This is a genomic window from Streptomyces sp. NPDC051662 (genome assembly GCF_040681655.1).
Classification (GTDB): domain Bacteria; phylum Actinomycetota; class Actinomycetes; order Streptomycetales; family Streptomycetaceae; genus Streptomyces.
This window is the reverse complement of sequence record NZ_JBFAZD010000028.1, coordinates 66,601-86,599: the sequence shown is the minus strand read 5'-3', so window position 1 is coordinate 86,599 and position 19,999 is coordinate 66,601. Positions and strand designations below refer to the sequence as shown.

Annotated in this window: 20 protein-coding genes; 13 read left to right on the top strand and 7 right to left on the bottom strand. The window is 71.0% G+C overall.

Annotated features, from left to right (window positions below; translation table 11 throughout):
* The first annotated feature begins 77 nt into the window (after nt 1–77).
* The 3 genes from AB0M67_RS33535 to AB0M67_RS33525 all read left to right on the top strand — a co-directional run bounded on the left by AB0M67_RS33535 (nt 78) and on the right by AB0M67_RS33525 (nt 3,448).
* On the top strand, nt 78–971 hold the full coding sequence (locus AB0M67_RS33535; RefSeq protein ID WP_365751342.1) for an SIS domain-containing protein: 894 nt from the start codon (nt 78–80) through the stop codon (nt 969–971).
* Between the two features lie 162 nt (nt 972–1,133).
* Complete coding sequence (locus AB0M67_RS33530) at nt 1,134–1,985, top strand: class II fructose-bisphosphate aldolase (protein WP_365751341.1); 852 nt, start codon at nt 1,134–1,136, stop codon at nt 1,983–1,985.
* Between the two features lie 104 nt (nt 1,986–2,089).
* On the top strand, nt 2,090–3,448 hold the full coding sequence (locus AB0M67_RS33525) for a Gfo/Idh/MocA family oxidoreductase (protein WP_365751340.1): 1,359 nt from the start codon (nt 2,090–2,092) through the stop codon (nt 3,446–3,448).
* Here the strand turns inward: AB0M67_RS33525 and AB0M67_RS33520 are convergent.
* The gene (locus tag AB0M67_RS33520; RefSeq protein WP_365751339.1) at nt 3,396–3,800 is read right to left on the bottom strand and encodes a DUF5997 family protein; all 405 of its coding nucleotides are present in this window, start codon (nt 3,798–3,800) and stop codon (nt 3,396–3,398) included. The two genes, AB0M67_RS33525 and AB0M67_RS33520, sit on opposite strands and share 53 nt — an antisense overlap.
* Before the next feature lie 58 nt (nt 3,801–3,858).
* On the opposite strand from AB0M67_RS33520, the gene AB0M67_RS33515 reads away from it, so the two are divergent.
* The 7 genes from AB0M67_RS33515 (at nt 3,859) to AB0M67_RS33485 (ending at nt 11,562) form a co-directional block, all read left to right on the top strand.
* A complete protein-coding gene (locus tag AB0M67_RS33515) occupies nt 3,859–4,692 on the top strand; it encodes a LysR substrate-binding domain-containing protein (protein WP_365751338.1) in 834 nt (277 codons plus the stop codon).
* Between the two features lie 167 nt (nt 4,693–4,859).
* Nucleotides 4,860–5,285 (top strand): hypothetical protein, encoded by a 426-nt coding sequence (locus tag AB0M67_RS33510; protein ID WP_365751337.1) that lies wholly within the window; start codon nt 4,860–4,862, stop codon nt 5,283–5,285.
* Nucleotides 5,282–7,150 (top strand): GMC family oxidoreductase, encoded by a 1,869-nt coding sequence (locus AB0M67_RS33505; protein ID WP_365751336.1) that lies wholly within the window; start codon nt 5,282–5,284, stop codon nt 7,148–7,150. The genes AB0M67_RS33510 and AB0M67_RS33505 overlap by 4 nt, the downstream gene beginning before the upstream one ends.
* Nucleotides 7,147–8,031 carry a hypothetical protein gene (locus tag AB0M67_RS33500; RefSeq protein WP_365751335.1) on the top strand — a complete coding sequence of 295 codons (885 nt, stop codon included), beginning with the start codon at nt 7,147–7,149 and terminating at the stop codon, nt 8,029–8,031. The genes AB0M67_RS33505 and AB0M67_RS33500 overlap by 4 nt, the downstream gene beginning before the upstream one ends.
* A gap of 156 nt (nt 8,032–8,187) precedes the next feature.
* Nucleotides 8,188–9,429: an MFS transporter gene (locus AB0M67_RS33495; RefSeq protein WP_365751334.1), complete on the top strand. Its 1,242-nt coding sequence runs from the start codon at nt 8,188–8,190 to the stop codon at nt 9,427–9,429.
* Nucleotides 9,430–9,568: 139 nt separating this feature from the next.
* Nucleotides 9,569–10,801, top strand: a complete 1,233-nt coding sequence (locus AB0M67_RS33490) for an FAD-dependent oxidoreductase (RefSeq protein ID WP_365751333.1) — start codon at nt 9,569–9,571, stop codon at nt 10,799–10,801.
* A gap of 134 nt (nt 10,802–10,935) precedes the next feature.
* Nucleotides 10,936–11,562 carry an HdeD family acid-resistance protein gene (locus tag AB0M67_RS33485; RefSeq protein ID WP_365751332.1) on the top strand — a complete coding sequence of 209 codons (627 nt, stop codon included), beginning with the start codon at nt 10,936–10,938 and terminating at the stop codon, nt 11,560–11,562.
* A gap of 59 nt (nt 11,563–11,621) precedes the next feature.
* On the opposite strand, the gene AB0M67_RS33480 is transcribed toward AB0M67_RS33485, so the two are convergent.
* Entirely contained in the window at nt 11,622–12,545 is a 924-nt protein-coding gene (locus AB0M67_RS33480; protein WP_365751331.1) for an NmrA family NAD(P)-binding protein, read from the bottom strand.
* 123 nt (nt 12,546–12,668) lie between these two features.
* On the opposite strand from AB0M67_RS33480, the gene AB0M67_RS33475 reads away from it, so the two are divergent.
* The 3 genes from AB0M67_RS33475 (at nt 12,669) to argB (ending at nt 14,405) form a co-directional block, all read left to right on the top strand.
* Nucleotides 12,669–13,229, top strand: a complete 561-nt coding sequence (locus AB0M67_RS33475) for a helix-turn-helix domain-containing protein (RefSeq protein ID WP_365751330.1) — start codon at nt 12,669–12,671, stop codon at nt 13,227–13,229.
* Between the two features lie 97 nt (nt 13,230–13,326).
* A complete protein-coding gene (locus AB0M67_RS33470; RefSeq protein ID WP_365751329.1) occupies nt 13,327–13,509 on the top strand; it encodes a hypothetical protein in 183 nt (60 codons plus the stop codon).
* A gap of 35 nt (nt 13,510–13,544) precedes the next feature.
* A complete protein-coding gene (gene argB / locus AB0M67_RS33465) occupies nt 13,545–14,405 on the top strand; it encodes an acetylglutamate kinase (RefSeq protein ID WP_365751368.1) in 861 nt (286 codons plus the stop codon).
* A gap of 128 nt (nt 14,406–14,533) precedes the next feature.
* Here argB and AB0M67_RS33460 read toward each other — a convergent pair whose 3' ends face one another.
* From AB0M67_RS33460 to AB0M67_RS33440, 5 genes are all read right to left on the bottom strand, one after another.
* Nucleotides 14,534–14,989, bottom strand: a complete 456-nt coding sequence (locus AB0M67_RS33460) for a GNAT family N-acetyltransferase (protein WP_365751367.1) — start codon at nt 14,987–14,989, stop codon at nt 14,534–14,536.
* A gap of 220 nt (nt 14,990–15,209) precedes the next feature.
* Nucleotides 15,210–16,793, bottom strand: coding sequence for an amidohydrolase (locus AB0M67_RS33455; RefSeq protein ID WP_365751328.1), 1,584 nt, complete (start codon nt 16,791–16,793; stop codon nt 15,210–15,212).
* A 21-nt stretch (nt 16,794–16,814) separates the two neighbouring features.
* A complete protein-coding gene (locus tag AB0M67_RS33450) occupies nt 16,815–17,693 on the bottom strand; it encodes an ABC transporter ATP-binding protein (RefSeq protein WP_365751327.1) in 879 nt (292 codons plus the stop codon).
* Nucleotides 17,694–17,710: 17 nt separating this feature from the next.
* Nucleotides 17,711–18,784, bottom strand: coding sequence for an iron chelate uptake ABC transporter family permease subunit (locus AB0M67_RS33445; protein WP_365751326.1), 1,074 nt, complete (start codon nt 18,782–18,784; stop codon nt 17,711–17,713).
* 26 nt (nt 18,785–18,810) lie between these two features.
* A complete protein-coding gene (locus tag AB0M67_RS33440) occupies nt 18,811–19,878 on the bottom strand; it encodes an iron chelate uptake ABC transporter family permease subunit (RefSeq protein ID WP_365751325.1) in 1,068 nt (355 codons plus the stop codon).
* Between the last annotated feature and the right edge of the window lie 121 nt (nt 19,879–19,999).

The window sequence follows — 19,999 nt, the reverse complement described above, 5'->3', positions numbered from 1 at the left end:
CACCCCTGCCCCTGCCCCTGCCCCTGCCCCCTGCATCCGGTATCCCGTACCGCGACCTCACACCTCGTCGGAGAACCATGTCGCAGCACCACACCAGCGAAGAAATCGCCTCTCAGCCCGACTGCTGGGAGCGCGTACTCAAGGAACTTCCCGACCACGCCCCGGCCCTGCCCGCACCGGGCGAGCGCGTGGCGGTCATCGGCTGCGGAACCTCGCTGTTCATGGCGCAGGCATACGCCCACCTCCGGGAGGAGGCCGGGCTCGGGCTCACGGACGCGTACCCGGCCTCGGAGGTGAGGCCACACCGCGCCTACGACCGGGTGCTCGCCCTGACCCGGTCCGGTACGACCACCGAAGTCCTCGCCGCGCTCGACGGGTTCGCGCCCAGTGTGCGTACGACCGTCGTCACCGCTGTCGGCGACTCCCCCGCGGCCGCCGCCGCCCATGATGTGATCTGCCTCGATTACGCGGACGAGCGGTCCGTCGTCCAGACCCGCTTTCCCACCACTCAGCTCCTGCTGCTCCGGGCCCACCTGGGGCATCCCACCGTCCGCGCGCTCGCCGATGCCGAAACGGCCCTCACCACCGAGATCGAACCCGAACTGCTGCGGGCCGGGCAGATCTCCTTCCTCGGCACGGGCTGGAGCGTCGGGATCGCGGCGGAGGCGGCGCTCAAGGTGCGGGAGGCGGCGGCCTGGTGGACCGAGTCGTACTCCGTCATGGAGTACCGGCACGGCCCCATCGCCGTGGCCGCGCCCGGCCGGGCGGTCTGGGCGCTCTCGTCCCTGCCCGGGCCGCTCGCCGACCAGATCCGTGCCACGGGCGCCCATCTGCGTCACCCCCGGCTCGACCCGCTGGCCGAACTCGTCGTCGTACAGCGTCTGGCGGTCGAGCTGGCCACCGCGGCCGGCCGTGACCCCGACCGGCCGGCCCATCTGACGCGCTCGGTCGTCCTGGAGCGGACGTTCTGAAACCGGCGGCACCGGCGACACCGGCGACACCGCGGGGCGCTTCCGTGCGTCCTTACCTGTGCGTCATCTCTTCACCTGTCATCCCTTCATCCGTCATCCCCCAATCACAGTCCCAGTCCCCACATCCGATACCCCCCACCTGTCCAGCACGGGAACCAGAACATGCCACTCGTCCCCACCGGCGACATCCTCGGCGAAGCCACCCACGGCGTCGGCGCGTTCAATGTCGTCCTCCTCGAACAGCTTGAGGCCGTCCTCGCGGGCGCCGAGCAGGCGAACGAGGCCGTCATCGTCCAGATCAGTGAGAACGCCGTCGCGTACCGGGGCTCCCTCGGGCCACTCGCCGCCGCCGCGCAGGAGGCCATCGCCGCCGTCTCCGTACCCGTCACGCTGCACCTGGATCACGCCACCCGGCCCGAACTCATCGAAGAGGCGGTCCGACGCGGCTTCACCTCCGTGATGTACGACGGCGCTCAGCTGCCCTGGGAGGAGAACGTCGCCCGTACCCGCGAGATGACCGACTGGTGCCACGCGTACGGCGTATGGGTCGAGGCGGAACTCGGCGCGATCGGGGGCAAGGACGGCGCCCACACCCCAGGGGTACGCACCGACCCCGGTGAGGCGGCCCGGTTCGTCCTCGACACCGGTGTCGACGCGCTCGCCGTCGCGGTCGGATCGTCCCACCAGATGACCCGGCGTACCGCGCTGCTCGATCTGGACCTCATCCGTGATCTGCACGCGGCGGTGCCCGTCCCACTGGTGCTGCACGGTTCGTCGGGGGTGGACGACAGCCATCTCGCCGCCGCGGTGCGGGCGGGGATGCGCAAGATCAATATCGCCACGCATCTCAACACCCTCTTCACCGCGTCGGCGCGCGACCTGCTGACCGCCCGGCCGGAGACCGTCGATCCGCGCGCCTATCTGCGGCCCGCGCGGGAGGCGGTGACGGACGAGGTCGCCCGGCTGCTGCGGCTGATCGGCCAGGGGCGGGACGAGCGCGTCCCCAGCAGGTGAGGATGCGGAGAACTCACGAGAACTGACATGACTCGACGGACCCAACGGACTCAACGCACTCGACGCACTCGACGCACTCGACGCACTCAAGGAAGGAGAAGCCCATGTCCCAGGTGACGATGGTCCTCGTCGGAGCCGGACTCCGCGGCATGACATACGCCCGGCACGCCCTGGCCACGGGAGCGGGCCGGGTGGTCGCCGTGGCCGAGCCTGACCCGCGGCGCCGGGCGCGGGCGGCGGAGGAGTTCGGGGTGCCGCCGGAGCGGGTGTACGCGGACTGGAGCGAGGTGGTGGCGGCGGGCAAGTCGGCCGACGCCTGTGTCATCGCCACCCAGGACCGATCGCACACCGAACCGGCGGTGGCACTGGCCGATCTCGGCTACCACATCCTGCTGGAGAAACCGATGGCGACCAGCGAGGACGAGGCCGCGGCGATCGCGGACGCGGCGCGGCGCAACGGCATCCTGCTGGCCGTCTGCCATGTGCTGCGCTACACGCCGTACACCCGGCTGCTCAAGCGACTGCTGGCCGACGGCCGCATCGGCGGTCTGGTCAGCGTCCAGCACTTGGAGCCCGTCGGCTGGTGGCATCACGCCCATTCGTTCGTACGGGGGAACTGGCGCCGCCAGGACACCTCCGCCCCCATGCTGCTGACCAAGTCGTGCCACGACATCGACTGGCTGGTCCATCTGTTCGGAGATACGCCCCGGAAGATCGGTTCCTTCGGCAGCCTCACGCACTTCCGCCCCGAGGGCGCCCCCGCCGGCGCGACCGACCGCTGCCTCGACTGCCCGCTGGAGCCCGACTGTCCCTACTCGGCAAAGCGGCTCTATCTGGGCTGTCTGGGCGATCCGGAGCGGGAGTTCTGGCCGCTGTCCGCGGTGACCGACGAGCACACCGAGGCGGGCGTACTGGACGCGCTGCGCGACGGGCCGTACGGCCGCTGTGTGTACGCGTGCGACAACGACGTGGTCGACCATCAGGTGGTCACCATGGAGTTCGAATCCGGCGCCACCTGCTCGTTCACCATGAGCGCCTTCACCCCCATGGAACAGCGCCGCACCCGGCTGCTCGGCACACACGGCTTCATCGACGGGGACGGAAGCACACTACGGCTGGTCGATTTCCGCGACGGCTCCGAGGAGATCATCGACACACGGACGAGTGCGACGGGCAACCCGGGGCCTTCGTCGGAGGACGGCCACGGAGGCGGGGACGAGGCGCTGACCGACGCATTCCTCAGCGCAGTCGCCACCGGCGACGCGTCCCTGCTGCTCTCCGACGCCGCCGAGAGTCTTGCCACCCACCGCGTGGTGTGGGCGGCGGAACGGGCCCGGGTGGCCGGCACGGTGGTCGAAGTCGACGTCCACGACGACGACCACGCGCCGACGGCGGGGACGGCGGGGACGGTCAGGAGTGCGGCCGGCGGGCCTGGTCGTCTCGCTCCGCGTTCTTCTCCTTGATACGGAGTGCTTCCTTCCGGACCTCGGCCTGCGTGGCGCGTTCCTGCCGCAGCCACGCGGGGCCCTCGGTCTTCAGCGCCTCGATCTGCTCCGTGGTGAGGGCGTCCGTGACTCCGCCGCGTGCGAGACCCGAGATGGAGACGCCCAGCTTCGCCGCGACGACGGGCCGGGGGTGCGGGCCGTTACGTCGCAGCTCCAGCAGCCACTCGGGCGGATCGGCCTGCAGCGCGTTCAGCTCGGTGCGCGAGACGACACCCTCCTGGAAGTCGGCGGGGGTGGCCTCAAGGTACACACCCAGCTTCTTCGCCGCGGTCGCGGGCTTCATTGTCTGGGTGGTCTGGTGCGACGTCATGGTGTCAAGGGTAGCGAGCGTGTGCGATACCTCTGACCACGGCCGGTAGCCTGGTGGCGTGACAGGCTCGGAAGTACCCCGTTCGTTCCGGCTCGCGTACGTTCCGGGCGTGACGCCCACCAAGTGGGTGCGGATCTGGAACGAGCGGCTGCCGGACATCCCGCTGACCCTGGTCACGGTGTCCGCCGCCGAGGCGCCGGATCTTCTGCGGGAGCGCGGCGCCGACGCTGGTTTCGTACGGCTGCCGATCGACCGGACGGACCTCAGCGCGATCCCTCTCTATACCGAGACGACGGTGGTCGTGGTCCCGAAGGACCATGTGGTGGCGGCGGTCGACGAGGTCTCCGCCGAGGATCTGGCCGACGACATCGTGCTGCATCCCCTCGATGACACCCTCGACTGGGAGCTCCGGCCGGGACGGCCCGCGAACGCGCGCCCCGCCACGACGGCGGACGCCGTCGAACTGGTCGCGGCGGGGGTGGGACTGCTCGTCGTCCCCCAGTCGCTGGCCCGCCTGCACCACCGCAGGGACCTTACGTACCGGCCGGTCCTGGACGCGCCTGAGTCGCGCGTCGCTCTGTCGTGGCCGGAGGACGAAACCACCGAACTGGTGGAGGACTTCATCGGGATCGTGCGCGGGCGCACTGTCAACAGCTCACGGGGCCGTCCGACCCCTCCGCAGCCGAAGCGTGAGCGCCCCGATACGGGCGGCGCACGGCGAAAGCCGGCGGCCGGTAAGTCGACCGGCAGATCCGCCGGTCAACCGACGGGCAAGTCGACCGGCAAGTCGACGGGCAAGAATCCGCGGAGCGGTTCCGGCGGTTCCGGCGGTTCCGGCGGTTCCGGTGGTCCCAAGGGCGGCCGACGCGGCAAACCCGGCCGTCGTTCGTAGTCCCCTTCCTCCGCGCAGGGCACCGCGGAGACCCTTCCGTCACTCTAAGTTCAGCCATGCTCACAGCCGGCGAGGCTCCGAGGCATGAACGGGTCCTGATCGAGGTAGGGATCCCGGCTGATGCGTCCGGTCTCCGGTGACCGGCTCGAAGCGGGGGGATGGTGTCCATGACGCTGACCGAGCGGTTCATCACGCTCTCGGTCGCGCTGACGGGGTTCGACGCCGCCGAGCTCACAGCGACCGGAATGGCCGGGATCTACCGGGAGTTCGTGGCCGGGCGGGTCGAACCGCCTCTCTACGCACGGCTGGTGGACGCGCTGGCCGACGCGGGGGCCGACCCGGGAGCGGTCGCGGACCAGGACGAGGAGCTGGCTGAGCTCTCACGCGCCATATGTCACCTCTGGTATCTGGGGACATGGCCGGAACCGCGGGCGGACGACGGCCGGACCGTAGCCTTCCCCCACCCGTCGCGCGGCTATGCCCACGGGCTGGTGTGGAGCAGCTTCGGCGGCCACGCCCCCGGCGCCGGCCGGCCCGGCTACGGCACCTGGGCCGAGCGTCCCGCCGGTGTGGCGGGAGGCGGGGAGCGTTGACCGCCGGGGAGCGTTTCGATGTGATCGTGGTCGGGGCCGGTATCGCGGGGTCGTTGATGGCGCGGTGGCTGGGGGACCGCGGTCGGCGTGTCCTGGTCCTGGAGTCGGGTGTGGGCGATGACGACAGCGGGCCTGGTGGCGAACGGGCGGCGGACGTGGAACGGTTCCTGTCCGCGCCCGTGAAGGTTCCCAGCGCGGCGATCGCGGACAACGCGTTGGTGCCGTCACCCGACGTACTGGATCTCGCGGGCCGCCCCGGAGGTGGCTACCGGTCCGACGGCTATCTCGTCCAGAACGGCCCGTTGCCGTACGCGAGCGGATATCTGCGGGTCAACGGGGGTACAGGCACGGCCTGGACGGGTCTGGCCCCGCGCATGCACCCGGAGGACTTCCGCACCGCCGACTTCGGCTACGGCCGCAACTGGCCGATCGGCTACGCGGAGTTGGAGCCGTACTACCGTGCCGCCGAGCGCGAGCTGGGTGTCGCCGCCGATCCGGTGGAGCAGCGGGACCACGTCGGTCTGCCGCTCGCGGACGGCTATGCCTTCCCGCACCGTCCGCTCCCCGCGAGCTATCTGGACCGGCTGCTGGCCGAACGGCTCAACGGACACAAGGCCGTGGATCCCTCGTCTCCGCACCCCACCGAGCTACGGGTCGTCGGGACGCCCCAGGCGCGCAACAGCACGGCCACCGAGGAGCACGGTCCCGTGTGCGAGGGCAGCGCCAGTTGCATCCCCATCTGTCCCACCGGGGCGAAATACACTCCGCGACGCACCCAGGAACGCTGGGGTCCGAGCGTCACCCTGCGCACCCGCGCGGTGGCCGGACGGCTCCTGGCCGACGCCGGCGGCCGGATCACCGGCGTCGAGTACCAGCGTTACGACGACCCCGCCCGCCCCGGGTCCGTCAGCCGGCGAACGGTCCACGCGCACACGGTCGTACTGGCCGCCCACGCCATCGAGAACGCCCGGCTCCTGCTCGCCTCCGGCCTCGCCAACTCCAGTGATCAGGTGGGCCGGAATCTGATGGATCACCCCGTCCTGCTCACCTGGGGCCTCATGCCCCAGCCGGTCGGCCCCTACCGGGGCCCCGGCTCGACCTCCGGCCTGGAGGGATTCCGCTTCGGCCCGGCCCGCGCCGCCCGCGCCCCTTTCCGTATCGAGATCGGCAACTGGGGCTGGAACTGGGCGGTCGGTCCGCCCGGCCACGAGGTCGCCGCGCTGCTGCGCCCCACGGACCCGGCGACGCCCGGCGAGGGCGGGGCGCTGTTCGGCACGGCGTTGCGGCGGGCGGCCGGGGACAGGATCGGGCGGCAGTTCGCCCTGCAGTTCGAGATGGAGCAGAGCGCCGATCCCGCCAATCGCGTCACGCTCGACGCCCGCCGTCGCGACGCGCTGGGCAACCCGCGCCCGGTGCTCACCTATGACCTGTCCTGCCATGTGAAACAGGGCATCGCCGCGGCCAAGTCCGTGTCCGACCAGATCTTCGCCCTCCTGGGGGCGGAGGACCACAGCCGGTACGAGCCGGGGCCGTCCCAGCCCGGGTGGTTCGAGTACGGCGGCCGGCCCTACGCCTACCGCGGCGCGGGCCATGGCGCGGGCACACACATCATGGGCGACCACCCCGCCGACTCCGTCGTCGACTCCTGGCAGCGGTGCTGGGACCACCCCAATCTGTACGCGGTGGGCTGCGGCTCCATGCCCTCGCTCGGCACCTCCAACCCCACGCTCACCATGGCCGCGATCACTCTGCGCAGCGCCGAACAGATCGACCGCGACCTGTCCGAACAGCGCGTCACGATCCGCCCGTCGGCCCCCGGGCGCTCCCCGGGCCCGGCCACCCCCGAGGAGACTCACGCCCCGTGACCGACGACCTCACCCTGCCGCCCGTCGCCGCCCCGTACCAACTGCCGTTCCATTACGGGGCTCTGCACAACATCGGCCTCGACTACCTGGTCGACCCCGCGCCGGTGCTCAAGACGCTGGCCGAGCATTATCCCGACCTGAGCGCCGCCGATTTCGACGGCCAGGCGTGTGTCACGCTCAACTACCAGCTGTACTTCGCCCAGTACCCGAACGGCGGGGGCATCACGGAGGAGATCGAGTACAGCATCATCGCCCACCCCACCGCGAGCGCCGGGCGCCTGGCCCGGCTGTCGTACGAGCAGTTCGCACGGGGCTATGACCAGACCAAGCTGCTCGGCATCGCCCGGCTCCATGTGCTGTGCGACAACCCCCTGGCCATCGAGGCCGGCACGAAGCTCTTCGGGGAGCCGAAGTACCCGGCCTGGTTCGAGGCGACGATGCCCTCCCTCAACGGGCCCGCGGGTGACAGCTGGACCGTGGCCTGCAAGGCGGCGACGCACGCACGCACCGGCGGGGGGATCGACCGTGAGGAGCGGACCCTGTTCTCCTTCTCGGCCGACCTGACCGGACTGGCCCGTACCCCGGTCAACAACACCCCCATCACCGGTTATGGCACCGACCCGGACGGCCGGCCGATCGCCGGCCCCATGAACGTCTACCAGCCCTACGAATACCGGGACCTGACCGGCGAGACCGACCGGGTACGCCTCACCGTCCACGACGCGTCCTCACCCGTCGGCGCCGACCTGGCCACCCTCATCGGGGACACACCGGCCGCCGGAGCGTGGACGTACCAGTCACCCCCGGTCGCGGCGCACAACCGTCCCTACTACGTGGCCCTCGGGGAGTCCCGGAACGGAGATCAGCGGGAGCGATCCTGATTCCGGAGGGACGGTCCGGATGCCCGGCACCTTCCTGACCAAGGACCCCACGGCGGTCCGGCCTCCGTGCCGTACGCGGGCGGCCGACTGACATACTGCGGGACGCCACTCGCACGGGGAGGGAGTGGGCATCGCGCGGCGGACAGGCGGGGACGGATGATCGGGAAGTCGCTGGGCCGGGGGTTCGGGTGGCTGTGGGCGGCGTACGGGGTCAGTACGTTCGGCACGTGGCTGGCGTTCGACGCGTTCCCCCTGATCGCGATCCTCGTGCTGCACGCCGGAACGACCGAGGTGTCGCTGCTCGCGGCGGCGGGGCTGGCGGTCGGCGCGGTCGTCGCGGTGCCGCTCGGACCATGGGTGGAGTTCCGCCGTAAGCGGCCGGTGATGGTCGCGATGGACCTGGTCCGGTTCGCCGCGCTGATGAGCGTCCCCGCCGCGTACGCGCTCGGCCTGCTCAGCTTCGCCCAACTCCTGGTCGTAGCGGTCGTCGTCGGCGCGGCCGACATCGCTTTCACGGCGGCCGGCGGTGCGTGTCTCAAGGCGCTCGTACGGCCCGAGGACCTGCTCGTCGCGAACGGCCGGTTCGAGTCCACGACCTGGACCGCGTCGGTGCTCGGACCGCCGCTCGGCGGGGCCGCGATCGGGCTGTTCGGCCCGGTGATGACCGTGGTGGCCAACGCGGTCAGCTTTCTGCTCTCCGCGGCGGGGATCCGCGCGATCGGCGGCGGGGAGCCGCGCCCCGTACGGACCAGCGCGCCGCGCTTCCGGGCCGGCGATCTGTTCGACGGATGGCGGTACATCCTGGCCCATCCGGCGCTGCGTCCGCTGTTCTTCAACACGGTCCTGGTCAGCGGCCTGATCATGGCGATCTCCCCGGTGCTCGCCGTCCTCATGCTCAGTCACCTCGGGTTCGCGCCCTGGCAGTACGGCCTCGCCTTCGCCGTGCCCTGCGTCGGCGGGCTCATCGGCGCACGGCTGTCCCGCCCCCTGGTCGCTCGGTTCGGACAGCACAGGGTCATGCTCACCGCCGGGACACTGCGCGCGTGCTGGCTGCTCGGGCTGGTGTTCATCCGCCCCGGCGTCGGCGGGCTCGTCCTCGTCATGGTCGTCGAGTTCGGGCTCATCACCTGCATGGGTGTGTTCAATCCGGTGTTCGCCACCTACCGGCTCCAGAACACCGCGACGGACCGAGTCGCCCGCACCCTGTCCGCGTGGTCGGTCACCAGCAAACTCACCATCGCGACCCTGACCGCCCTGTGGGGCCTGCTGGCGGGCCTCACAGGCCCTCGCACGGCGATCGCGATCGCCGGTCTCCTCCTCCTGACAACCCCGCTCCTGCTCCCCCGGCATGACAACGGGGCACACCACGAGCGGGTACGGGCCGAGCGCCCCGCCTGACACGGCGCGGCCCCGAGCAGGACCGCCGTACCGGGGTGGGGCGTGAGGGTGACACCCGGTAGGGAGATCGGCCCTCTGGATAGTTCTCTTCGGGACGGGACGCGGCAGCGCTCCCCGTGTCCGTGGTCGAGGAGACAGCGTGCGTGAGATCGCGATCGTAGGGGCGGGGCAGGCCGGACTCCAGCTCGCGCTGGGCCTGCTCGCGCGCGGCTACGACGTGACCGTGGTCGCGGCCCGTGACGCACAGCAGATCCGGTCGGGGCGAGTGATGTCGACTCAGGGCATGTTCGGGCCCGCGCTGCGGCTCGAACGCGAGGCCGGGCTGAACCTCTGGCAGCGGCGGACCCCTGAGGTCCTGGCCATCCGGGCGGCTGTCGCGGAGGGGCCCGGCAGCCAGGCGCTGGCGTTCACCGGACCGTTGGACGAGGCACAGCAGTCCGTCGACCAACGGGTCAAGATGGCCGACTGGCTGGAGTTGTTCGAGGCCAGGGGCGGCCGGGTCATCCATCGGGCGGTCGACGCAGCGGAGCTGGAACGCCTCGCGTCGGAACGGGACCTGACGCTGGTCGCGGCGGGCCGGGGCGAGCTGGCGGAGGTCTTCGCGCGGGACGAGCGGCGGCCCCGGTTCGACGGGCCGCGGCGTACGCTCTCCTGCGTGTATCTGCACGGGGTGCGGATGCCCGGCGGCCCGCGACTGCCCCAGGTACGTATCCATGTCGTACCGGGTGTGGGCGAGGTCTTCCTGCAACCGGCTCTGACCACCAGCGGCCCCTGCACCACCCTGCTGTGGGAAGCCGTGCCCGGCGGCCCGCTGGATTGCTGGCAGGACCGTCCGTCGCCGCGGGAGCACCTCGCCCGCTCCCTCGACCTGCTGCGCACCTTCTTGCCGTGGGAGTACGAACTCTGCGCGGCGGCTGAGCCGACCGACGCCCGCGCCACACTGTTCGGCGCGGTGACCCCCACGGTCCGGCACCCGGTCGCCCGTCTCTCCCCGGACACCCACGTGCTGGGCATGGCCGATGTCGTGGTCGTCAACGACCCGGTCACCGGCCAGGGCGCCAACAACGCGGCGCGCTGCGCGGACATCTACCTCCGCGCGATCCTCGAACGCGGCGAAGGCGCCTTCGATCCCGCGTGGATGCGGCGCACGTTCGACGCGTTCTGGGATCACGCCCGGCACACCACGGCCTTCACCACCATGATGCTGGGGCCACTGCCCGAGCACATGCTGCGGGTCCTGTCCACGGCCGTCACGCACGAGGCGGTCGCCCGCCGGTTCGCCAACGTGTACGCGGACCCTTCCGACTTCACCAACTGGCTCGCGGACCCGGCGGCGACCGACGCGTATCTGGCCTCGGCCACCCGCGGCTGACCTCACGACGGCGACTCCGGAGCGCTCTTCCCACCGTCACTCCGCGATGCGAGGAAGTCCGAAGCGTCAGAAGATGGAGGGGAATCCGCATGTCACCAGGCCTGTCCACAGGTTTGTCCACGAAAGGCGCGGCCATGGCCTCCTTCCCCGGCTTCTCGGACGATGTATCGGGAAGCGCGCTCGGCAAGCTCGCCAAGCACGGCTGGATCATCCTTCTCGCGGCGGGCATCGCCGCGATCGCCCTGGGTGTCTGCATCCTCGCCTGGCCGGGGGCGACCCTGGTGGTGGTCGGCGTCCTCTTCGGTATCTATCTGCTGGTCAACGGCGTCTTTCAACTGGCGGGCGCGTTCGGGGCGCACGTGCCCGGCGGGATGCGGGCGCTGCATTTCGTCACCGGAGCGCTGAGTGTGCTGCTCGGACTGCTCTGTTTCCGCGGAGCGGCGCAGTCGTTGCTGCTCCTGGCCCTGTGGATCGGATTCGGCTGGCTGTTCCGCGGGATCATGCTGATCGTCGTGGCGGCTTCCACCAAGGGGCTGCCCGCCCGCGGCTGGCAACTGTTCCTCGGGGTTGTCACCTTCGTGGCCGGTGTTGTGCTGATCGTCTCCCCGTTCGGCTCACTCGCCGCCCTCGCTCTGGTGTCCGGCCTCTGGCTGATCATCCTGGGCGTGGCCGAGGTGATCCACGCCCTCCAGCTCAGATTCCTGGCAGCCCGCCACACCGGCGGGGTTCAGCACGACAGGACATCGACCGCCCACAGCTGACCGCCGGGCACGCGACACGTGACCGCCGGGCACGCGACCTGGCACCGCGCCCGGCTCCGTCAGGCCCCGGCCCGCAGGTGTTTCCGTACCCATGCCTCGAAGCCGGTGAGAGGGAGGCCGAGGTCCCGCGCGAATTCCGGCCGGGCGGGCTGCGGGTACTCATTGAGCATCGCCTGCCCGAGACCCATGCCGGGCATCCCGGCGGCGGTCGCCTCCTCCTTCGTCAGGTCGGGCGCGGTCAGCTCGGTGTCCAGGCCGCGGGAGAGGACCTCGGCGATGTCGGTCATCGCCAAGTGGTCTCCGGCCAGCTCCAGTTCGACACGGTCGAACCGCTCAGGCTCGGCGATGGCCGCGGCGGCTGCCGTGCCGATGTCCTCGACCGCGATGAGGGAGAGTCGAGTCGCGGGCTTCAGCAGACTCACCAGGCCGCCCTCGACCCCGCGAGGAAACATGATCTCCTCGGAGGGGAGGAAGTTCTCCATGAAGAAGCCCGGTTTGATGAGCGTCCAGTGCCTGAAGCCCGCCGCGCGCACCCGGTCCTGGATCCCGGCCTTCGCGGTGTAGTACGGCTCCATCCAGGCCCATCGGTCCTTGATCCAGCTGGTGTGCTGCCCGGCACCGGAGACGGAGGTGTGCACGAACTGCGGCACTCCGGCGGCCCTCGCGCCCTCGATCAGACCGACAGCCTGGGCAACCTCGCCTTCGAAGGCGCGTCCGCTCAGGTCAGGCATCTGGACCGAGAAAACGGCCCGGGCTCCGGCGGCGGCCCTGGTCACGGAATCGCGGTCGTAGAGGTCGCCGGTGACCAGTTCTGCGCCGAGCGCTTCGACCGCCTTCGCCCGGTCGGTCGCGGGATCGCGGACCAGTGCCCGGACGGGAACGCCCGTCGCGAGCAGGGCGCGGGCGGTGGCGCCGCCCTGTCGGCCGGTGGCGCCGGTGACCAGGACGGGTGCGGATTCCGATGTCACTGATTCTGCGGTCATGGTGTTCCTCGGGGTGGCACGCAGGGGGTACGCGGTAGCACGCAGCTAAGTGGCGAGGCCCGCCACTTAGCTTCACGTACGATACGGAGGGCCCCGCCACTTAGCAAGCTCGGAGATGACGCCATGACCGTTCAACGGGCGGACGCCCGGCGCAACTACGCGCGGATCCTCGCCGTGGCCGAGGAAGAGGTCGCCGCGCACGGCGCCGACGCCTCACTGGAACAGATCGCCCGTACCGCGGGGGTCGGCTCGGCCACCGTGCGCCGCCACTTCCCCAGCCGGAGCGCGCTGCTGGAGGCGGTGTTCAGCGAGCGGATCGAGGCCCTGTGCGCCCGCGCCGTGGAGCTGACCGGGGCGGCCGACGCGCGGGCCGCGCTGCTGGACTGGCTGGGCGCGCTCACCACGTACGCCGCCTCCGCGCGGGGCATGGCCGACGCGCTGACCCAGGACGGGATGGATGATCCGGAGCATGTGAACGCCTGCTCGGCGAAGCTCAGCGGAGCGGCCGACCCGCTGCTGCGCGACGCCGTGCGGGCCGGCGCGGTGGCGCCGGGCGTGACCGTCGCCGATCTGATCACTCTGGTCACGGGTATCGCCCTGGCCACGGAACACCACCCGGACCCCGCCGTCGAGGCGCACCGACTGCTCGGCCTGACCGTGGCGGGAATCAGCCCCCGGAGATAAGAGCCGGCCGCGCACGGAAACAGCAATGCAAGTTAGGCTAGGCTTAGCTGAGTTCAATCGGGGTGGGGACACGCGCGTCATCCGGGGAGGGACAGTCATGGGCTTGCCGGTCATCGCGTCCCATCCGATGCCCGACCGGGCGGCACTTCTCGTCCTCAGCCCGCTGACCCCACGCCCAGGTGAACAGCTGCCGGCGAACATGCGCCACAACACGGCCTTCCTGAACGCCCTCGGCCCGCCGGAACGGCTGGGCCCGCCCACGAATGGAGTGGCTCCGTGAGTGTGACCGCTGCCCAGGGATTCGTCGCGAGCGGTGTGGCCGCCGCCGCTCCGCGGTGGCTCCAGGATCTCCAGAACCCCACGGTGGTCGTCAAGTTCGGCGGCAACGCCATGGTGGACACCACGCTCCACCGGACGTTCGCGCAGGACATCGTGGAGCTGTGGCACGCGGGTCTGCGTCCGGTCGTCGTGCATGGTGGCGGACCACAGATCAGCGCGATGCTCGACCGCCTCGACCTGGAGGTGCGTTTCGAGGCGGGGCTGCGGGTGACCACGCCCGAGACCATGGATGTGGTCCGCATGGTCCTGACCGGCCGGGTCCAGCGGGATCTGGTCGGCGCCCTCAACGCCCATGGCCCGTACGCCGTGGGCATGTCGGGCGAGGACGCGCACACCATGACAGCCGTACGACGGCCGGTGTGGGTGGACGGGCGGCCGGTGGACATCGGTCTCGTCGGCGAGGTCGTGGCCGTGAACACCGACACCATCGGCGCACTTCTCAAGGCGGGCCGCATCCCCGTCGTCTCCCCCATCGCGCGGGGTGCGGACGGGGAGGTCTACAACGTCAACGCCGATCTCGCGGCGTCGGCGCTCGCCGCCGCGCTCGGCGCGGAGCGGCTGGTGGTGCTGACCGATGTCGAGGGGCTGTACGCGGACTGGCCGCACAGCACCGAGGTGATCGACCGGCTCACGGCCGGTGAACTGGACGCGCTGCTGCCGGGGCTCGCCAGTGGCATGCTCCCGAAGATGGAGGGGTGCCTGCGGGCGGTACGCGCGGGTGTCCGTAAAGCCCATGTACTGGACGGCCGCGTGCCGCATGCCGTACTGCGCGGTGTCCTCGCCGAGGAGAGCCCGGGCACGACGATCGTCCCGGACGCGGAGCCCGAGGCCGGGTAGGACCACGGGCGACCGGCGGCGACAGCACCCGCGCTCCACGCGGACACGCCGTCACGACGGGGAGGGCCCGGGCCGGCCGGCTCGGGCCCTCCCCGTCGTTGTCGTGCCGGCCGGTTGCCGGTACGTGGTCACAGAACGCGGGCGAGGACCTTCGCTCCGCGCCGCGGATCCAGCGACCGCGCCCAGGTCTCCGGGGCACGGCGCGGGGAGACCGGGGCGAAGCCGTGGCCGAGGAAGAGCCGGCCGCTCCCGGTCGTCGCGGTGAACAGCGTGTCCAGCGCCCGGGAACGCCCCTCGGCGAGGGCGGCGGTCAGGAGCCGTGCGCCCAGGCCGCTGCCCTGTCGCCCGTGCGCGACGCAGAAGTTGTACAGAACGCCGGTCGCACGCCCGTCCCGCGTCGGTCCGGGGTGGACACGGAGCGCCAGGCAGCCGTCCAGTGTTCCGTCGGACGCCTCGGCCACCAGGAAGTCACCGGCGTGCCAGACGTAGACCTGGAACGGCCGGGCACGCAGTGCGCCGGAGCGTACGAACGGCTCGGAGAGCGCGGCGAGCGCCGAAGCGTCCTCGGAGCAGGCGGGACGCACCCGGCTGTCGGGCGTGGAAGGCGGACGTATCGGGTGGGGCGCGTCAGACAGCCGCGTCGCGGGGCGCGGCCTGGCCGTGATCAAGGCGTTCCTTCCTCGGCTCCATCGCGTGAGACACCCTGTTGGTGCGCCGGTTCACCTCGATGAAACACAGTCAGAGTAAGGTTAGCCTTACCTAAGTAAGTAGCCAAGTCGCGTCTTCGTCACACCGGAGACATGCTCACAGCTTCCGTCCCTCCGTCGCCTCGCGTCCGTCCACGAAGGTCGCGACGACCTCGATGTCGCCGATCGTGGAGGGATCGACGCGACGCGGATCGTCGCCCAGGACGACGAAGTCGGCGCGCTTGCCGGGGGTGAGGCTGCCGGCGCTGTCGTCCCATCGCGAGGCGTACGCCCCGGCGACGGTGTAGGCGCGCAGCGCCTCGTCGACGGTGATCGCCTCGTCCGGCCCGATGAGCTGCCCCGAGAGCGAGGCACGCTCGACCATGAACTGAATGGCCCGCAGCGGCGATCCATCGGTGACGGGGCGGTCGGAGCTGCCGACGAGCGTGACGCCGTGGTCGAGAAAGCCCCGGCCGCGGTACATCCAGGGCGCACGCTCCGCGCCCATGATCGTCGCGTAGTCGTCGCCGAAGTAGCGCAGGAAGTTGGGCTGGATCACCGCGCTGAGTCCGAGCCGGGCGAAGCGGGGCAGTTGGTCGGGCCGTATGAGCCCGGCGTGCTCGATACGGTGGCGCGCGTCGGTGCGGGGCCTCAGCGTCCGCGCCCGCTCCAGGGCGTCCAGGGCGAGATCCGCGGCCCGGTCGCCGATGGCGTGGACGGCGAGCTGCCAGCCGGCCAGGTGGCCGTCGACGATGAGGGAGGTGAGGTGCTCCGGGTCGTCCTGGAGCTGGCCCGTGTGGGTCATTCCCTCGTAGGGGTCCGTGAGGGCGGCCGTACGAGCCATCATGCCGCCGTCGGTGTAGATCTTGAGAGCGCCGATGGACAGCCAGTCGTCGCCGAACCCCGTGCGCAGGCCGAGGTCGAGCGCGCGCGGGATGCCGTCGTCCTCGTGCGCGCCGAGCGGTCGCAGGGTGTCGGCGCCGGGCATGAGCTGGACCCGCAGCGGTAGTCGGCCCTCGTCGCGCAGGAGTTGATACGCACCGAGCTCGACGGGGCTGTGGCCCAGCAGGCCGCCGCCGATACCGGCCTCGGCGCAGGCCGTGATGCCTTCGGCGAGGCAGGCGCGTGCGGCGTACTCGATGGCGTCGGCGAGTTCCCGTTGCGAGTACGGCAGGCGCAGACTGCGTACGGCGCCCATCGCGCCCTCCACGAGGACGCCGTTGTCATGGGGGACTTCGGCCGACAGGAGGTCGAGCACGGCGCTGTTGACCACACAGGCGTGACCGGAATCGTGCATCACGAACACCCGGCGGCCATGGCTGACCGGGTCGAGATCCGCCGCGGTCAGATGCCGCCCGAGGACTCGCTGGTCGTACCCACCGATGTGAACCCACTCACCGGGTGCGCGCGTGCGGGCGGCGGCGTCCGCCACGACGGCGAGAACGTCCTCGACGCGTTCGAGGCCGGCGATGCTCGGGGAGCTCGCCTTGAGCCCCGTCCACGCGAGGTGGACGTGGCTGTCGATGAATCCCGGCAGGACGGTGGCGCCTTGGAGATCGATCACCTCGCGGGCGGGCAGCGAGGTCACGGCCTCGTCCAGGCCCACGATCCGCCCCCGCCAGACGCCGAGGTCGTGAGCGACCGGGCGCTCCGGGTCCATGGTGAGGACGCGCGCGTTCGTCAGCCTTGTGCACAGCGTCATGCGGAGTCCATCCGTCCGTCCCTAGGAGGTTTCGGCGAGCATGGCGTCAGTGGTCCGGTTCGGGATGTCGGCCGCGGCCGTCTCGGGCTCGTACCGCCTGGGAGCGGCCGGCACCATCAGTGGTGTGCCGGTCTCGGGGTCGCGGATGATCCGGCAGGGCAGGCCGAACACGTCCTCGACGAGCTCGGCGGTCATGACGATGGCAGGGTCTCCCTGGGCGGCGATGATTCCGCCGGGCCGCATCACGATGAGGTGAGTGGCGTAGCGGCAGGCCTGGTTGAGATCGTGCAGCACCGCGACGACGGTGTGGCCCTTGCGGGCGTGCAGCTCGGCGCAGAGGTCGAGCACCTCGACCTGGTGGGCGATGTCGAGGAAGGTGGTCGGTTCGTCCAGCAGGAGGATGGAGGTCTGCTGCGCCAGCACCATGGACAGCCAGACGCGCTGCCGCTGTCCGCCGGAGAGGTCGTCCACGGGACGGTCGGCGAGTTCGAGTACGCCGGTCTGTCGCATCGCCTCGGTGACAGCCTCCTCGTCCTCGGCGGACCACTGCTTCAGCAGGCGCTGGTGCGGATACCGGCCGCGGGCCACGAGGTCGCCGGCCGTGATGCCGCCCGGCGCGCTGGAGGACTGCGGGAGCAGTCCGAGGCGGCGGGCGACCTCACGGGAACGGTACGAGGCGATGGCGGCGCCGTCGAGATAGACCTGCCCGGCCTTCGGCTTGAGCATCCGGGCCAGCGCCGTGAGCAGTGTCGACTTGCCGCAGGCGTTCGGCCCGATGATCACCGTGAAGGAGTGGTCGGGGATGTCGACGCTCAGGGAGGTGGCCACCGTCCGCTGGTCGTAGGAGAGCGTGAGGTCCTCGGCACGCAGCCGGGGCTGGGGGCGGTTCTTTCCAGTCATGCGCGGCTCTTTCGCGGTCATGCGCGGCTCTTTCGCGACTCGGTGATCAGCAGCCAGATGAGGTAGAGCCCGCCGATGGCGCCGGTCGCCGTGCCCACCGGAAGGAGCGCGGGCGCGAAGACCCGCTGCACGACGAGGTCGCTCAGGGCGAGAAGAACGGCGCCCATGAGCGCGGACGGCAGCAGCACCGGGCCGGATGACCGGGTGAGTCTGCGGACCACCTGGGGCGCGGCCAGGGCGATGAACCAGATGGGCCCGGTGACGGCGGTGGCGAACGCGGCGAGGGCGACGCTGATGATGAGGAGGATCGTGCGGGTGCGCGACACATCGACGCCGAGCGCCATGGCGGTGGTGTCGCCCATCTCCACCATGGAGAGACGGCGGGAGAGGAGAAGGGCCGGCGGCAGCAGCACGGCGAGGGCCAGACCGATGGCGTTGGCGTGCGTCCACAGCCGGTTTCCCAGACTGCCGATCAGCCATGCCTGGGCCTCCAGCGCCTCCTGGAAGGTCGCCCGGGTGACCAGGTACGAGTTGACGGCGAGCAGCAGGGCACTGACGCCGATGCCGATGACGACCAGCCGGAAACCCTGCAAACCGCGGCCGACCATGAGGAGGTTGACGGCGAGCGCCGTGGCGAGACCACCGATCAGCGCGCCGAACGCGATCTGGGTCATGCTGCCGTGCAGCACGATGATGACGACGAGCGCGCCCACGGCGGAGCCGTTGGTGAAGCCGATGATGTCGGGGCTGCCGAGCGAGTTGCGGGTGAGGCTCTGCAGGATCGCCCCGCTCACCGCGAGGGCCGCGCCGACGAACACCGCGGTCAGGATGCGCGGCATGCGCAGGGTGTTGACGACGAAGTCGGCGGACGCGGATCCGTTCCCGGTCAGGGCCTTCAGCACCTCTCCGACGGAGAGCGGGAGGTCACCGGTGGTCAGGGTGATACCCACGACGACGACCAGCGCGACGAGCAGCAGGGCGGTCACGGCGAAGACACGGCCCCGCACGCGCAGCGAGACTCCGCCCGGTCCGATGCGGACGACCCGGCCGCTGATCACGCGGGGGGCGGGGGTGTTGACGGATCCGGGCACGGAGGCTTCCGCCTCCCGGGCGGCGCTCACAGCATGACCAGCTTTCGACGACGGCACAGCGCGATGAACAACGGCGCGCCGATGAACGCGGTGACGATGCCGACCTGCACCTCGCCCGGGGCGCCGAGCACACGGCCCAGCACATCCGAGCCGATGAGCAGGACCGGTGCGAGCAGCATCGAGTACGCGAACACCCAGCGCTGATCGGTTCCGGAGAGGAACCGGGCGGCATGCGGAACGGCCAGACCCACGAAGCTGATCGGCCCGACCGCCGCGGTGGCGGCGCCGCACAGCAGCATCACGGCGACTGCCGCCAGCACGCGGGTGCGGCCGACACGCACGCCCAGGGCGCGCCCCAACTGGTCGCCCATCGCCAGCGCGTTGAGGGACGGGGCCAGAAGGAAGGCGATGATCATTCCTACGGCGACAAACGGCAGGACGAGGAACACGATGTCGTAGTACCGGCCCGCGAGAGAGCCCACGGTCCAGAACCGGAACTGGTCGAACGCCTCCGGATCGAATAGCAGCACAGCCCAGTTGAAGGCGTAGAGCACGGCCGTGACCGCCGCTCCGGCGACGACGAGCCGGTCGGGGGTGGCCAGTTTCCGCCCCGAGGAGCCGAGGAGATGGACACCCACCGACGCCACGGCCGCCCCGGCGAGGGCGAACCACACATAGCCGAGAGGCGCGGCCACGCCCATGAACGCGATGGCCACGACGACGCCGGCGGAGGCGCCCAGGTTCACCCCGAGCAGTCCAGGGTCGGCCAGCGGATTGCGGGTCAGGGCCTGCATCAGGGCGCCTGACAGCCCGAGTGCCACTCCGACGAGGATGCCCAGGAGGGTTCGGGGGATTCGGTAGTCATGGACGATGACGGAGGCTTCCGATCCGTCAGGGCGCCACAGGAGGTCCCATGTGGAGGCGAACGGAATCCCTCTGGTGCCCACCCAGACGCTGATCAGCGAGACGAGGACGAGCGCGCCGAGTGTCACGAGAAGCCCGAGACCGCGCAGGGCCGCCGCGGCCGGACGTGCCGTGGGCACGACGGGATCACCGGTCTCGCTTCCGGACGCCGCCCGGGCTTCGACAGACAAGGACCACTCCCCCGGCGGCGTTCGCGCGCCCCGCGCGTCAACACGAAGCGTTGAACATGGGTGTGCCGCAACCGATATGACATGCGAATGATGGAACTTAGGTGAGCCTAACCGTACAACC